The organism is Rhizobium sp. LjRoot258 (assembly GCF_964254185.1).
In the GTDB taxonomy this organism is placed as follows: domain Bacteria; phylum Pseudomonadota; class Alphaproteobacteria; order Rhizobiales; family Rhizobiaceae; genus Rhizobium.
In genome coordinates this window covers 826550-840916 of sequence record NZ_CAXUST020000002.1, presented here as the reverse complement: position 1 = coordinate 840916, position 14367 = coordinate 826550, and the positions used below count along the sequence as shown (strand labels likewise).

Annotated in this window: 12 protein-coding genes; 7 read left to right on the top strand and 5 right to left on the bottom strand. The window is 57.0% G+C overall.

Annotated elements, in window-relative coordinates; genetic code table 11:
• Positions 1-171: 171 nt before the first annotated feature.
• The 5 genes from ACSQ9D_RS24790 to ACSQ9D_RS24770 all read right to left on the bottom strand — a co-directional run bounded on the left by ACSQ9D_RS24790 (position 172) and on the right by ACSQ9D_RS24770 (position 5090).
• The gene (locus ACSQ9D_RS24790) at positions 172-612 is read right to left on the bottom strand and encodes a hypothetical protein (RefSeq protein ID WP_436284526.1); all 441 of its coding nucleotides are present in this window, start codon (positions 610-612) and stop codon (positions 172-174) included.
• Between the two features lie 388 nt (positions 613-1000).
• Positions 1001-2080 carry a nucleotidyltransferase family protein gene (locus tag ACSQ9D_RS24785; protein WP_436284525.1) on the bottom strand — a complete coding sequence of 360 codons (1080 nt, stop codon included), beginning with the start codon at positions 2078-2080 and terminating at the stop codon, positions 1001-1003.
• A gap of 527 nt (positions 2081-2607) precedes the next feature.
• Entirely contained in the window at positions 2608-2943 is a 336-nt protein-coding gene (locus ACSQ9D_RS24780; RefSeq protein WP_436284524.1) for a helix-turn-helix domain-containing protein, read from the bottom strand.
• 79 nt (positions 2944-3022) lie between these two features.
• Positions 3023-3208, bottom strand: a complete 186-nt coding sequence (locus tag ACSQ9D_RS24775) for a hypothetical protein (RefSeq protein ID WP_436284523.1) — start codon at positions 3206-3208, stop codon at positions 3023-3025.
• Between the two features lie 1102 nt (positions 3209-4310).
• The gene (locus tag ACSQ9D_RS24770; RefSeq protein ID WP_436284522.1) at positions 4311-5090 is read right to left on the bottom strand and encodes an alpha/beta fold hydrolase; all 780 of its coding nucleotides are present in this window, start codon (positions 5088-5090) and stop codon (positions 4311-4313) included.
• Between the two features lie 292 nt (positions 5091-5382).
• Between ACSQ9D_RS24770 and ACSQ9D_RS24765 the strand changes: the two genes are divergently transcribed.
• The 7 genes from ACSQ9D_RS24765 (at position 5383) to ACSQ9D_RS24735 (ending at position 14346) form a co-directional block, all read left to right on the top strand.
• On the top strand, positions 5383-5946 hold the full coding sequence (locus ACSQ9D_RS24765; protein WP_436284521.1) for a DUF1269 domain-containing protein: 564 nt from the start codon (positions 5383-5385) through the stop codon (positions 5944-5946).
• A 297-nt stretch (positions 5947-6243) separates the two neighbouring features.
• On the top strand, positions 6244-6384 hold the full coding sequence (locus ACSQ9D_RS24760; protein ID WP_436284520.1) for a hypothetical protein: 141 nt from the start codon (positions 6244-6246) through the stop codon (positions 6382-6384).
• On the top strand, positions 6381-7538 hold the full coding sequence (locus ACSQ9D_RS24755; RefSeq protein WP_436284519.1) for an efflux RND transporter periplasmic adaptor subunit: 1158 nt from the start codon (positions 6381-6383) through the stop codon (positions 7536-7538). The genes ACSQ9D_RS24760 and ACSQ9D_RS24755 overlap by 4 nt, the downstream gene beginning before the upstream one ends.
• Positions 7535-10699, top strand: coding sequence for an efflux RND transporter permease subunit (locus ACSQ9D_RS24750; RefSeq protein ID WP_436284518.1), 3165 nt, complete (start codon positions 7535-7537; stop codon positions 10697-10699). The genes ACSQ9D_RS24755 and ACSQ9D_RS24750 overlap by 4 nt, the downstream gene beginning before the upstream one ends.
• 408 nt (positions 10700-11107) lie before the next feature.
• A complete protein-coding gene (locus ACSQ9D_RS24745) occupies positions 11108-11812 on the top strand; it encodes an esterase/lipase family protein (RefSeq protein ID WP_436284517.1) in 705 nt (234 codons plus the stop codon).
• A 313-nt stretch (positions 11813-12125) separates the two neighbouring features.
• Positions 12126-12383, top strand: a complete 258-nt coding sequence (locus ACSQ9D_RS24740; RefSeq protein WP_047522081.1) for a glycine zipper family protein — start codon at positions 12126-12128, stop codon at positions 12381-12383.
• A gap of 415 nt (positions 12384-12798) precedes the next feature.
• Positions 12799-14346 carry an AbgT family transporter gene (locus ACSQ9D_RS24735; RefSeq protein ID WP_436284516.1) on the top strand — a complete coding sequence of 516 codons (1548 nt, stop codon included), beginning with the start codon at positions 12799-12801 and terminating at the stop codon, positions 14344-14346.
• Positions 14347-14367 lie beyond the last annotated feature (21 nt).

Below are 14367 nucleotides of genomic sequence, written 5' to 3'. Positions count from 1 at the left end.
GCCCATTCGGGCAGTTCGCAGCGACGAATCCTAGAGGCAGCGATAGAGGATTTTCGCTGGTTCGGTCTTGCTGGCATTGGCACTACGGACCCCGCACGCGCCGACAGTTAGACGGCCAAGGACGACGCGCCTTACCGTTCGTTCTTCCGTCGAACAAAAGCGACCGAATAGCTAGGCGCGAATTGCAGTCGCTCTCTGCTGGGAGGAAAGCGCTGTCGACTGCCGAACTGCCCAGAGCGTTGCAAAGATGCCGAAGATCGCAGGCAGACTTACCGCCGGAAAGTCTCGCAGGATCACCGAGGAAGAGCATATACCTACTGCGACTTCCCAAAGGTGAAAGACAGCGTGGGCGATCAACCAAAGGGTTGCGGCCGCCCAAAGCTCAATTCGACGGCTGGGTTTCCATACACCTACCGCAAAAGCAAGCGCGATAAATCCCTGAATAATTCCGATGTCTCGAATGAAGTGCTGGTTATACATCCCGGTATCGGTAACGCCCGGGACAAAGAAATACCAACCTTCAGGATCGTACAGCATGTAGATGGAGAGCCAGCCTGCAAGCAGTGTGTTGAACCAGACCATGCCAAGGATGACGGATTTCGATATCTGCATTGCAACCTCCTGCCAAAACGATCATCAAATCTAGCATTGGGCGATGATGGCGACTTCCCAAACGAAGGTTTGGGAGCGTAGCCGCAGAACCTGACGCGGTTGACACACGGCGCGCTGATGCGCGGGTCGTTGGCAGATCGATCTGGCTGGCGCTGCATCAACCGCCTGCGTTAGTTGCGTTGAGCCGATGCTGCGGGATTGTGTGAATCCGCTTTGGATTTTGGGCTTGCCGAGATGGTTTTTACATAGCCACTGGTTGGGCCGGAATTCGCAAACACCTCATCAAAATCGACCGGATTGCGAGATCGCCAAATTCGGGATCTACATTCCCGACGGCGAGTTTTTCGATGCAAAGTATGCGCTTGTGCCGTTCGCAAGGTGGCGAGGGTCATTGGACTTCGTGATTGATACCGAGATCCCGGAACAGGGCGACGGTTGACGCCCTTTCCTTTCGAGGCATGTAGCCCATCGCCTCCTGAATGGCATTGCGCCATGCTTCTCCCCTCTCCCATGCCTCGTTTGCCACCTCGGCAAGGTCATCCAGACGGTTTGCAGCATCGAGCGCTTCGAACATCAGGACGGCTTGCCTCAGGTCCTTCTCTCGCTTAGCAGCTCCAATCGTGTCCACAATCCGGCGAGATGCCACGATCATCTTATGGACCGCATATCGGCACGGATCAGGCACGACGACCGAGATGCCGCTTTTGTGCAGCATGACGGCCCGAACGGGATCGCGGATCAGGAAATCAAGGAAACGCAACGGTTCGGCCGCGACACCCACGAGGGCCGGCATATCGGCCGGCTTGTCCATGTGATCATCCGACCCGCGGTTCGATGTCAGGAATTCGACCTTGTAGCCGTCGTTATTGATGAAGCCGGTCACGCGAGGCGATCCGGAGCGATCCATCAATGGATGGAACGTCGGATCGACGCCCTGCAGGAGTTCGAGCATCGGGGGAAGGATATCCCCTACGTCGGAGCTGATCGCGTAGTCCTGGGCGAAATCGGCGTCACCCGTCATCATCGACGAGGCGGGCAGGCGAATGCCAAGAAGAGCGCCGTAGGCCGAGAAGGCAACCGATCCAACCAGGCAGGCTCGAAGGCGGAAGATTCCGGCATTGGCGAGAGCTTCGACCACATTGCCTGAAAACCGATCCGGTTCCGGCAAGCCAGCTTCGCGAACGAGCGTGCTGACGTACTTCCGGCGGGCTTTGGCGTCGTCTTTGATTGCCTTGAAGTCTTCGACGCGCCTGTTGATTTCCGGGTCATCTGCAGGGCCGACATACTGGCGTTTCTGCCTATGCCCCTCGCCTTCGGTCGGCTGATCGAAATACCAGTATTTGCGACCCTTGTTGGTGACGCCTACGAAGCGACCCTCAACGGGGAAGTCAGCTGAGAAGCTGGCATCCAACAACCGTTGCCCGAGTTCAGCGGTCATGGTGCGATACATGAGATCGATCTGCTTCATGTCAGCCTCGTTGTACTAAATCATGATTTTTAGTACAACGATCTCAATCCTGCCTTTTTTGGCGTTGGAGATGGTCGAGGGGCCGCTTATACTAAATCCGCATTTTTAGTACAGCATCGACTCGAGTCTTTCAAGAGCAGTCATTCAAACCCACTGCATTTGTTGGCGTTTTTACCTTTGGTTGATTTTGAATCAATCGCACCTGATCGCCTTCAGCACTCGTTTGCCGACAATCTGATTAGTTGGATGCAGATCTCAACAGGATGTCGGGACCGAAAAATGGAGGGCTAGCGCACCGGCGCTAACCCTCCGCAAAAACCTGCCGTGGCACACCGCGTTGCCTTAAACGGCCGCCCGCAGATTCTCGTGTCCCCATGAGACGTGAAAAACTTATGCGACTCGACGAATGACGAAAAGCGCAACGAAGCCGACCTTTTGTCGCGCTTCTATCCCAGTGGTCAGGGAATGATCGTGCCCGGCCGTCGTGTGCCATCGAACTCACTGCCATGAACTGCCATGAAAAGCAGCTAACTTTTCGAAAGCTCGTGGATCTGCTGCAAGCGGTTCTCGGCATCATGCAGCTTCTCCAATAGTTGCAGGTCTTCAGATTGCATCTCCTCGGCCACGAAACCTCCGAGGATTTCCATTGGAGTCACTTTCAGGGCGTTGCAGAAGCCGACGAGAGTGGACGCGGCGATCCGGTTGAGCCCGCGCTCGTATTTCTGCATCTGCTGGAACGTCACATTCACGGCCTCGCCGAGCGTCGTCTGCGTCATCCCACGCATCTGCCGAAGCTGGCGAAGGCGCTCACCTATCGCCTTGTCGATATCCGAAATGCGTGCCTGACGAACACCTCTTCGCATTTGTCGTTTCTCTCTCAAATCAAAGGACGTTCGAGGAGTTGGATGACCAGCTCCAGAGCCGGTCTCTCAAGGACGTCGATTAGCGCGCAAGCGATAAAAGCCACTCTTTCCAGTTCGGCTTCCGAATGAAGACGACCGTACGATCTTCGCCCGCATACGCAGGGACAACGCGCGCTTCATAAATTCCATCGTCCCGCTTGATCGTCCCAAGCAGTCCGCCGATCGGCCGTCCAAGTCGCTTCTCTTCTTCGGCCAAGTAGTCCATCGGTTTTGCTCCGGCCTTATCCGCAAAAGCCCGTGAACGATCTGGACGCCGCAAACTCGTTCGTCCGGAGCTGACTGGCCTGCCATTTTTTTACAAGAAGTCGGTGCTTGACAAAAGAAACCCGACACGCCTTGTCCGATCGTATGCGGTCAATGCCCTCCAGAATGGCCTTGATATCGTTTGCTTCGTCAGCCTCCACCGAGACGAGGGGAACGCCGTCAAGTCGAACCGGCGTATGCCTGGCTTTGGCGATGATCGACCACCCGACATCTTTCATGCAGAGACGGAATCCGGCCATCGAGTAAGTTCCTTGTTAAAGCCAAGATTGAACAAAAACGACGACGGCGGCTATTTACCAAATTGGTCGGCCTCCCCCGATCAAAAGTTGTATGTTCTCGTTTCCAATTCCGGCTCTGGTTTCAAGGCACGGCGTCGTACAATGTTCGTTTGCAGGACATAACGCGCGCTACCGGCGCTGCATCCATAGATCGGCGTGCGAGCGCGTCGCTGGCCCTGTGATTTCCCAAAAGCTAATCCTCAGCTTTCCTTCCCTCGTCAGACGGACCAGACGACGAAAAAGAACGCGTGTAGATCAACTGCCTGAAAAATCTCCAAGGGGAACAAGGCCGCCCGCCAGATTTTTCCATGAAACGAGTGGCGAACTGCACATCGCCGAGGTCCAGACCGCAAACGAGACCGTCCTCGAGCCTCAGCACTCCGCCATCGCGCCACGGGAGCTGCGTGTCTTGGGAGGCGTTCTGCGGCAACATGGCGTGGGTCGTGAACGGCACTCGACTGAAGCGGGATCTTGCGACCCATAGCAAAGCCTTCTCGTAGGCTCGTTCTGCCGATACCAAGCTGGGCGCCTGAATCTGCCGCATCGGGCCCCTGGTCCGCCAGCCGCTGCCCGCCTTCCTCGACTTCGTCAACGAGGCGTTTCCTTAATCAGGAATATTTTCGTCGTGATGACCAACCTGGGCATCATTTCCACCCGACGTCTTCAACAGATCATCCATGACGCACCGTCGGCTCGCGGACCCTTCCATGAGAGGCTACCGTAGCCGTGATGGGCGGCGCGATATGTCGCCGCCCATTGCGAGACCTACTTGGCCGAAGCAGCCTCTTCGATGACCTGAACGACCTTATCGGGGTGTGAGACCATGACGACGTGGGAGGCTCCCTTGACCACGACAGTCCCCTTGGAATGGGCCCGTTCGGCCATCCATCCAAGTGCCTTGGCCGGAATGTTCTTGTCGGCGTCCCCGTAGATGAACCAGGACGGGATGTTTTTCCACGCCGCGTTTGGCGCTGGTTCGTTCAACGCACTTTCGGTGATCGGTCGCTGTGTCACTGCCATCAACTTGGCCGCTCTGGATGACACGTCGGCCGCAAACTGCTCGTGGAACTTCCCTTGCTGGATGTAGAGGTCCTTCTCGCCGCCATCGAGCACAACGGGTTCAGCCAGTGTGGGAGCCAGGGTGCTTCCGGGGAATTTGCTCGAAAGCTCGACCGCTGTTTCTCCCTTTTCCGGGGCGAACGCCGCCACATAGACGAGGGATTGGACGTTGTCTGCACGTGCGGCCGCATCGCTGATCACCGATCCCCCGTAGGAGTGCCCGACCAGCACAACCGGGTCTTTGATTCCGGCGAGGATGCGGCCGACGTAATCGCCGTCGCTCTTCACGCTGCGCAGCGGATTGGCAACCGCGACAACGGGGTAGCCGTCCTTTTCCAGCCGAGCGACAACGTCGTTCCAGCTGGATGCATCCGCGAACGCACCGTGGACGAGGACGACAGTGGGCTTTGCCTGAGCGGAGACCGCCGGGGCGGCCAGAGCAGCCAGGACACCAAAGGCCAGGAATGATCTCAACAACAATTTCATCTTGCTTCTCCTATTTTGTTTGTGCACAATTTATTATCGCGCAATTATAATTCGGTCAATTCATATTTGTTCAATCGTTTGTGACCGTCTGATGCAGCGGAAGGGCTCTGGTGGGCCAGGTCAACCTGCGCTCGAACCTCCCTGCGACAAATTGGTCAAAAAGAATGGACGACATTGGCTGACCGATGCCCGGCACATGAGCTCACATGACGGTCGAAAATCTAGACAGCTACCTCTGGACGAAGCTAGCCGCGGCGCTATCTGGACGTGAATTCGTACCAGGGAGGGAGCTATGTCTGAGTTCGTGGTGCTTGGCTTCGAGAAGGCCGATGAGGCGGACGCCATACTCAATCGCTTGTTGACGCTCGAAAAGGAATACCTGATCGACCTCGAGGACGCGGTTGTCGCAGTTCGCGACAGCGGGGGAAAGGTCCGGCTCAAGCAGAGCGTGAACCTCACGACAATGGGAGCCACGAGAGGCGGCTTGTCCGGCGCGCTTTGGGGATCTCTTGTAGGTCTTTTGTTTCTGAATCCTCTGGCCGGTATGGTCCTTGGCGGAGCGTTCGGAGCTGGTTCTGGAGCACTTGCCGGTTCAATCACAGATTTTGGCATCGACGACAATTTAATCAAGAAGTTGGCGGAGACCATTCCGGTCGACAGCTCGGCCCTCTTTCTGCTTGTCCGTAAAGTCCAGCCGGAAAAGGTCCTCGAGGAATTCAAAGGTGCGAACGCGCGTATCTTGCGAACTTCGCTCTCGCCGGAACAGGAAACGAGATTGCGCACGGCGCTTTCCCCTAAGGCATCCTCGGACGCGGGCACCAAAATCGAACCCGGCAATGCGAAGTCAACGGTCTAGCATTTTGTCCGTCGAACCATGGTAGTGATCACTCGCTGCACGCCAACACGACAAGGACCCGGCATTGTCGGCGACCGGAGCTCTGGTGAGGGCAGTGACAAGCAATCTTCGCGGCGTCTCCGTCGGCACCGCTAACGGCGGGCAAGCAGCGGTGACAGGCAACGTCGCAAGCCAGCCTGCACAGCGTTCCGGCCGCGATGGATACGGGCGATGGTCTGTGGCCAACTATCCCGCAACGGGTCGCAAATGTGGGCATGCGACCGCGATAGGATCTGTCGGTGCAGCGGACTGCTCGTCATGGGTTTCGCCCCCGTGAGTGGTATTTACCAGGGCTTGCGGATCGAAACGACCATCGGCAGCATTCGTGCATTGGCGCCCATCGACTTCGAATGCCTTGAGTTGAAAGACACCTCGGTTTTGTTGGAGATTGGTCGATGAAAGTGCCTCGTCGAGTCCCGCCGGCCTATCTGCTGGTAATACTGGCGGCTTTCGTACCTCAAAGCCCATTGGCGCAGACCGGTCCCACCGTCGGCGTTATGGCCGTTCCAGTCGGAGACGTGTCTCCAAAGCATGAGTTCGTGGGACGCGTCGAAGCGATGAACGCCGTTGACATCCGTTCCCGGATCGAGGGTTTCATCGAAAAACGCCTTTTCAACGAAGGCCAGGTCGTCAAGAGCGGGCAGGATCTGTTTCTTATTGACAGTCGCGCACTGGAGATTGCGCTGGCAGATGCCAAGGCATCACTTGCAAGTGCGCAGGCAACGCTTGCAGACGCACAGCGCCGTGTCGACCGAAATAAATCCTTGAGCAGCCAGACAGTATCACGCGCTACACTGGAGGAAAGCCAAACAGCGCTGGAAACTGGTCAAGCAAACCTTTTGGCGGCGCAAGCACGGGTCAGTCAAGCCGAACTCAATCTCAGCTATGCCAGGATAAGCTCACCAATCGCGGGCCGTATCGGTGCCGCGCAATTATCGGACGGCAGCTTTGTGAGTGGCAGTTCGATGACACTTGCTCGCGTCGTAGAGATGGAGCCCATTCGCGTCGTTTTCTCAGTAACCGACCGATCAATTCTCGAGCTTCGTGCGGCCGCTGGCGGCATCAGCAAGGATGAGCTCGCTGGAAAATTCGTACCCACCCTCCGGCTGTCGAACGGGCAGGAATACAAGCAGCCGGGCAAAATCGAGTTTTTTGGAAACGAGATCGATGAGGCAACGGGAACGCTGTCGATTCGAACGCTCTTTCCCAATCCGGACTTTCTGCTGGTTCCGGGCCAGTTCGTAACAGTGATCGTATCGGAGACGGAAAGGAAGATGCGCCCGATCGTACCATTGGGCGCTGTCCAACAGGACCGCGAGGGCAAGTTTGTCCTGCTCGTCAACGAGAAGAACGAGGTCGCGCTCCGGCGAATAAAAGTTTCTGAACAGGTGGGTGGAACCTTTGCCGTAGACGACGGGTTGAAAGGCGGCGAAAGCCTGATTGTGGAAGGAATACAGAATGTCGCCGAAGGATTGGCTGTCACTGTCACGCAAGTCTCGCCCGCCGACAACGCCGTAACGTCGATCGCGTCCCAGTCCGGTTCAGCGCAATGAATATATCCGCGCCCTTCGTTGCAAGACCCAGGTTCGCGATGGTCATTGCAATCGTCATGATCATCGCCGGTGCTGTCGCCCTTCTTCAAATACCTGTCGCCCAATTTCCTCAGATCACGCCACCGGAGGTGCAGGTTACCGCGAGTTATCCAGGTGCGAACGCCAGCGTCATGACTGACAGCGTCGGAGCGCCGATTGAGGACCAGGTGAACGGGGTTGAAGACATGCTCTACATGTCGTCTTCCAGTACCAATAATGGCGCTTACAGCCTGACGGTGACGTTTGCTGCGGGAACAGATCCTGCAATCGCCCAGGTAAATGTACAGAATCGCGTCGCAATGGCGACGCCGCGACTTCCTGCCGCCGTGACCCAAACCGGTGTTTCGGTGAGAAGTCGTTCGTCGAGCATGCTGCTCGGCTTCGCAATTTACTCCCCGAAGGGTACGAAAGACGACATCTTCCTCAGCAACTATGCAACGATCAATATTAGAGACGCAATCGCACGGCTACCGGGGGTCGGAGAGGCGAGCGTCTTTGGCCCTGCCTATAGTATGCGGGTATGGATGAACCCTGATCGCATGCAGGCCCTCGGGGTCACGGCCTCCGATCTGACTGCAGCCATCCAGGCGCAGAACGCGCAAGCCTCCGCCGGCCAACTGGGGTCTCCTCCCTCGACCCAAGGCCAGCAATTGCAACTGACCGTGATGGCAAGAGGACGACTGGCGAACGAGGCAGAGTTCGGCGACATAATCGTTCGCACGAACAGGGATGGAGCAATCGTGCGTCTTCGCGACGTTGCTCGGGTGGAACTCGGAGCACAGTCATACGATACAGCCTCGACGCTGAATGGACAGCCGAGCGCGACGGTTGTTGTCTATCAATCCTCAGATGCCAATGCGCTCGCGGTGTCCGCCGCTGTCCTCAGTGAATTGGAGACATTGTCAAAACAGTTTCCCGACGACATCGCCTATGCGGTGGTTTTCGACACGACCGCTTTTGTTCGACAAACCATCGAGGAGATTTTCATTACCCTGGCAATTACATTTATCCTCGTCGTCGCCGTTGTCTTCATTTTCCTGCAAGACTGGCGTGCAACAGTCATCCCATCCTTAACGATACCCGTTTCACTGGTGGGTGGCTTTGCCGTCCTTTACGTCATGGGGTATTCGGCCAACACCATCACGCTCTTTGCGATGATCCTGGCGATCAGCCTGGTTGTGGATGACGCAATCATCGTCGTGGAGAACGCTCAGCGCATCATGAGCGAAACCGGGATCGGCGTGCGCGAAGCGACGCTGCAAACAATGAGCCAGGTCACGGGTCCAATCGTCGCCACCACGCTTGTGTTGGCCGCGCTATTTGTGCCGGTGGCTTTTCTGGCTGGCATAACCGGCGAGCTCTACCGGCAGTTTGCGGTTACCATATTGGTCACCATTACGTTTTCCACGATCAATGCGCTAACTCTTAGCCCTGCCCTATGCGTCCTGATGCTTCGGCCTCCCGTGGAACAGAGCCAGTCCCGAATTTTCAGCAAGGTGAATGTGGGGTTGGATGCTTCACGCCGCTTTTATCTACATTTATTGGCGCTCTTCGCCCGAAGGCTTGGTCTTAGTGCCTTGCTGCTTGTGGCGATTGTATGTGGCATTTACGGCTTCTATCGTGTCCTGCCGACCGGCTTCATCCCCTCCGAAGACCAGGGCTATCTCTTCATGAACGTCCAGTTGCCCGATGCCGCGTCTCTCGAACGCACACAGCAGACAATTGCAACCGTCAGCTCGGTCCTTCAGCGTACGCCAGGCGTTGCAAACACGATCGGAATTGCCGGTGCAAGCATGGTGGGCGGTGGGGGCTCCAATTCCGGCATGATCATCGCAGCGTTGAAGCCGTGGAGTGAGCGTGGCGCGGATCAAAGCGTTTTTGCCCTTATGAACCGACTGCGTGCTGAGTTCGCGGCGATCACGACGGCATCGATTGTGCCTTTCAATCCACCTGCAATACCTGGCCTCGGCACAACGGGTGGCTTTGACTTCCGCCTTCAGGCGCGCGCTGGGCAAAGTCAGGAGGAGTTGGCCGAAGTCATGCGAAGCCTGATTGTCTCGGCAAACCAGACACGGGGACTGGCCAGCATATTCAGCACGTTTTCGGCTGACTCACCTCAGGTCTATCTCGACATTGACCGAAAGCGCGCAGAACTTTATGGCGTTTCACCGGCGACGATATTCGGCGCGCTACAATCTCACCTCGGATCGTCCTATGTGGATGATTTCAACATATTTTCGCGTGTATACCAGGTTCGTATTCAAGACGAGCCAAGTTTTCGAAGTCGCGTCGAGGACATTCAGCGACTGAGGGTGCGCAGCCAGTCTGGCAGTCTTATTCCGCTGCAGGGCCTTTTGTCGATATCGACCGTCTATGGTCCTAGCACGGTTAACCGCTACAACCTCTTCCCATCGGCCGCGATCAACGGACAAGCGGCGGCCGGATTTAGTACCGGCGATGCGTTGGGTGCCATGGCAACGCTGGCGTCGGAAAAACTCCCACCCGGCTTCGGGTATGAATGGACAGGATTGGCTCTTCAGGAGAAGCAGGCCGGTAACCAGACCGTGATCATTCTCATCATGGGGATTGTGTTCACCTACCTGTTTCTCGTCGCACAATATGAAAGCTGGAGCGTGCCTCTGGCAGTGATGTTGTCTGTGACCGTGGCCGTTGTCGGGGCGTTGGGGGGTCTTGTGGTTGGGGGCATCGATCTTAACATCTACGCGCAAATAGGCCTGCTATTGCTCATCGGGCTCGCTGCTAAAAATGCGATCCTCATCGTTGAGTTCGCCAAGGAGCGCAGGGAAGAAGGTCTAACCATCATGGAAGCCGCAACCGAGGGAACGTCACAGCGCTTTAGGCCCGTGCTGATGACCGCCATGGCGTCTGTGCTTGGCGTCATACCCTTGGTCGTAGCAACGGGGGCGGGAGCTGGCAGTCGGCAGGCGATCGGCACGACAGTGCTCGGAGGACTACTCGTCGGCACCGTATTTGGCATTCTGATCATTCCGCTTCTGTATATTGCCATCCAAACAGTCAGGGAGGCCGTCAAGCGTCGTCTTTTCGGAACCGACCACATGGCTCCAAGCAGCAAACCTCCTGCGATCGCGCCTTCGAAATAGTGGCGGCGCGCAGCACTGGTGCGTGCCCGTTCACTCACCAGGTAGCCTTTTTGGGATGCCAGAGCCGCTCGGGCACGACGTGTCGCCAAAGCTCGTATAATGTCCGATCGTCAGAGGATTGTCTCAGCGCGCGTCAATGAGGCCGATAGATGCGGTCACGTCATACGCCGCTGGCGGATGATCGAGGATGGCTCCAGAGCAACGCCTGTAAACTCCAGAGACAGAGAGCATCCGGCCAGCACATGAAGCACATAGAGGTCAAACAAATCCGCCATGCGCTTGAATTGGTTTCGACATAGTCATCGGATCTCCATGCTGGAAGGCGCACGCTCGCGTCACTGCGCTCTTCGATTTGTCTTCAATCTCTGCGTATCGCTTCCTGTGGCATGCTTGTCGCTGGAGCAACCAATGGCGATGGGCATCGAACGCCCCTCCTCAGAATGTGTTGTACTGATGCACGGGCTTGCCCGCGGCAGCGGATCGTTCTGGCTTGTCGAAAGGGTGCTGGCGCGGCGTGGATTCTTCGTCGTCAACGAAGAGTACCCTTCAACGACCGCATCGATCGCCGATCTCGCGCGCTACGTAGGAAAATCGGTCGAAGCGTGCGGGGCCAGGCGCGTCAACTTCGTAACCCACTCGCTTGGGGGAATTCTGGTCCGGTACTGGCTTGCTCACACACGGCCCCTGAGTTTGGGACGTGTCGTGATGCTTGCTCCACCCAACAATGGCTCCGAGATCGTGGATGTCTTTGGCGATATCGCACCGTTCCAGTGGATCAATGGACCTGCGGGGCTAGAACTCAGCACCAAAGCCAGTGCCACACCAAAAGTTCTACCGAATCCCGACTATCCGCTGGGGATCATCGCGGGTGACATTTCGCTAAACCCTATCTTCAATTCCATCATTGAAGGGCCGAACGATGGAAAGGTGTCGGTAGCCTCGACGAAGATCGAGGGAGCGAGCGACCATTTGGTGCTTCATACCACGCACACTTTTATGATGTTCAATCCAATCGTTGTTGTTGAAACCATGAACTTTCTTGAGACGGGGGCATTCGATCACAAGCTGACGCTTCAGGAAGCGAGTGGTGCGATCTTCGCAATATTTGAATAGAGGGCCGGCAGTTTCGCGGCTGCCGATCAACCTTACCTTTGTCGAAAGATGGTCAGTTGCCTTGACGCCCACCCCGGGCAGTGCCTGCGAGGCTGTTCGCGCGGCAGATATAAGATCGCTGCCAGCGCAGATTCGTGCTGTAAACCAGACTACTTAGCTTGGCGGCAGATCCAAGAGATTTGAACTCAGAGCTTGGTTTTGGGATTCTATGCCGATCACAGACAGTCTTCTGCGACACTATAGTTGCGATGATGGTGCATAGGGCTTTTGCCGCGATCTTCGGACTTAATTGAGCGTCACAGAGGATGGAGTGATGAAGAAGTTACTGATGTGTTCGATGGCGGGTCTGGCACTTGCAAGCTGCACGCCGACGCAACAGGGTGCCGGTATTGGTGCCGCAACGGGAGCGGTGGTCGGTGGTGCGGTAACGAATAATGTGCGTGGTGCGGCCGTTGGCGCTGCGATCGGTGGGGCTTCCGGCGCGGTGATCGGCAACGTGGCCGGTCGTCCGGGGCAGTGCGAGTTTCAAGATCGCAACGGTCGACGCTATATTGCAGCTTGCCCGCGCTAACGGGTGATGAACATGAAATCGCGGTCGGTGTCATTCGCGCCAGCAGGTAATGCGCCAGTAATTCGCAAGTGGGCTTCCGAAAGCAGGGGGCCCTTTTGCGATACCTATCCTTCCCTCTCCCGAATGATCGCTGCTGAGTTCTGGCCGATGCGCCTGCGGTCATACGAGATGGGCGGGCAACTACGTTAATATATTGAATTATATCGTGATTTTCGTGCATTCAGGGCAAAGGCGGTGCGGTCGGCCACCGTTGGCGGCAAGAGCGGTTGATACACAAGGCATGTACGCGCGACCAATCGCACGTTGAGATCCATGCCAATTCGCCGATCAACCGCTGTCACGGCAACGTGCCAACCCAAGCGCATTTGAAGCACCCTTTGGGTACGACATACCTCGGTTCAACTGGAGGCAAGACATGGCCACTGCCAATGCCGCGTCAAAGACCACGATGCAGAGATTTCTCGACGGCGTTGAGAAGGTGGGAAACATGGTTCCCCATCCCGTCATCATCTTCCTTATACTGATCGGCATCGTCATCATCTTGTCTGCCGTGCTCGGCGCTTTCGGAGCGGCGGTGAGCTACGAGCGCATCAATCCTGACACACACGAGATTGAGCAGGCGTCGACAGCCATCCGCAGCCTGGTGAATGTGGAGGGCATCCGCTTTCTATATTCATCGCTCATTCCCAACTTCATGAGCTTTACGGCTGTCGGGCTGATGATCGCTGCCATGATCGGCGCGGGCGTCGCAGAGGAATCCGGCCTGGTCACGGCGCTGATCCGCAAGCTCGTCATTGTCTCACCCCGCTGGGCGCTGACCTATATCCTGGCTTTCGTCGGCATCCTCGCAAGTATCGCGGCGGATGCCGGCTATCTCGTGCTGATACCGCTTGCGGGCGTTGCCTATCTGGCGGTCGGGCGACACCCTCTGGCGGGCCTTGCGCTTGGCTTTGCTGCCGTGGCCGGGGCCTTCACGGTCAATATGCTGATCAAGCCACTCGATGCCGTGCTCGTCGAATTCACGAATGATGCGGCGCATCTTGTCGATCCCGCGCGGTCGATCGGTCTGGCATCCAACGTCTGGTTTTCCATTGCCTCGGTCCTGTTCCTGACGGTGCTGATCGCGTTCATCACCGATCGCATGATCGCGCCGCGGCTGGGAGAGTATGATCCCGCAACCGCAGAGGGCGGCGTGCAGGCTCAGGGGGCGACTCTCTCCGAGCAGGAATCGCGCGGTTTGCGGTTCGCGCTATATGGTTTGATCGGTCTTCTCGTGGTTTTCCTGCTTTTGACGATCCCCGGCGGCGCGCCGTTGCGCAATCCCGATACCGGCGAGCTCATCGGCAATTCACCCTTCATGAACGGCCTGATAGCCCTGATCATGCTGATCTTCCTGGTGACGGGCTGGGCCTACGGCATCGGCGCCGGCACGCTGAAGACACTGGCCGAGGTCATCGCGGCGATCGAGAAGTCGATCAAGAACATGGGCGGAACCATCTTCCTGTTCTTCGTGCTTAGCCAGTTCGTTGCCTACTTCACCTACACGAATATCGGCACCGTCATGGCGCTTAGCCTTTCGGGCGCACTGCAGGCCGCCAATATCGGAGCGTTACCGCTGTTGATCGGCTTTATCGTCGTGGTTGCGATCATCGATCTGCTGCTGACGGGCGCCATTGCCAAGTGGGCGATCTTCGCTCCTGTCTTCGTTCCGCTTCTGATGAAGCTCGGCGTCGAGCCCGAGGCCGTGCTTGCCGCCTATCGCGTCGGCGATTCACCGATGAATGCGATCACGCCGCTCAATGCCTACTTCGCGCTCGTCGTCGGCTTTGCCCAGAAATACGACAAGTCCGCCGGTGTCGGCACGATCGTCTCTCTGATGCTTCCCTATGTCGTACTGATCTTCGTGCTGTGGACGGGTCTCTTTGCGGTCTGGAAGGCCCTCGGACTGCCGTGGGGCCTATGACGGTCGATGCGGCAACCCTGA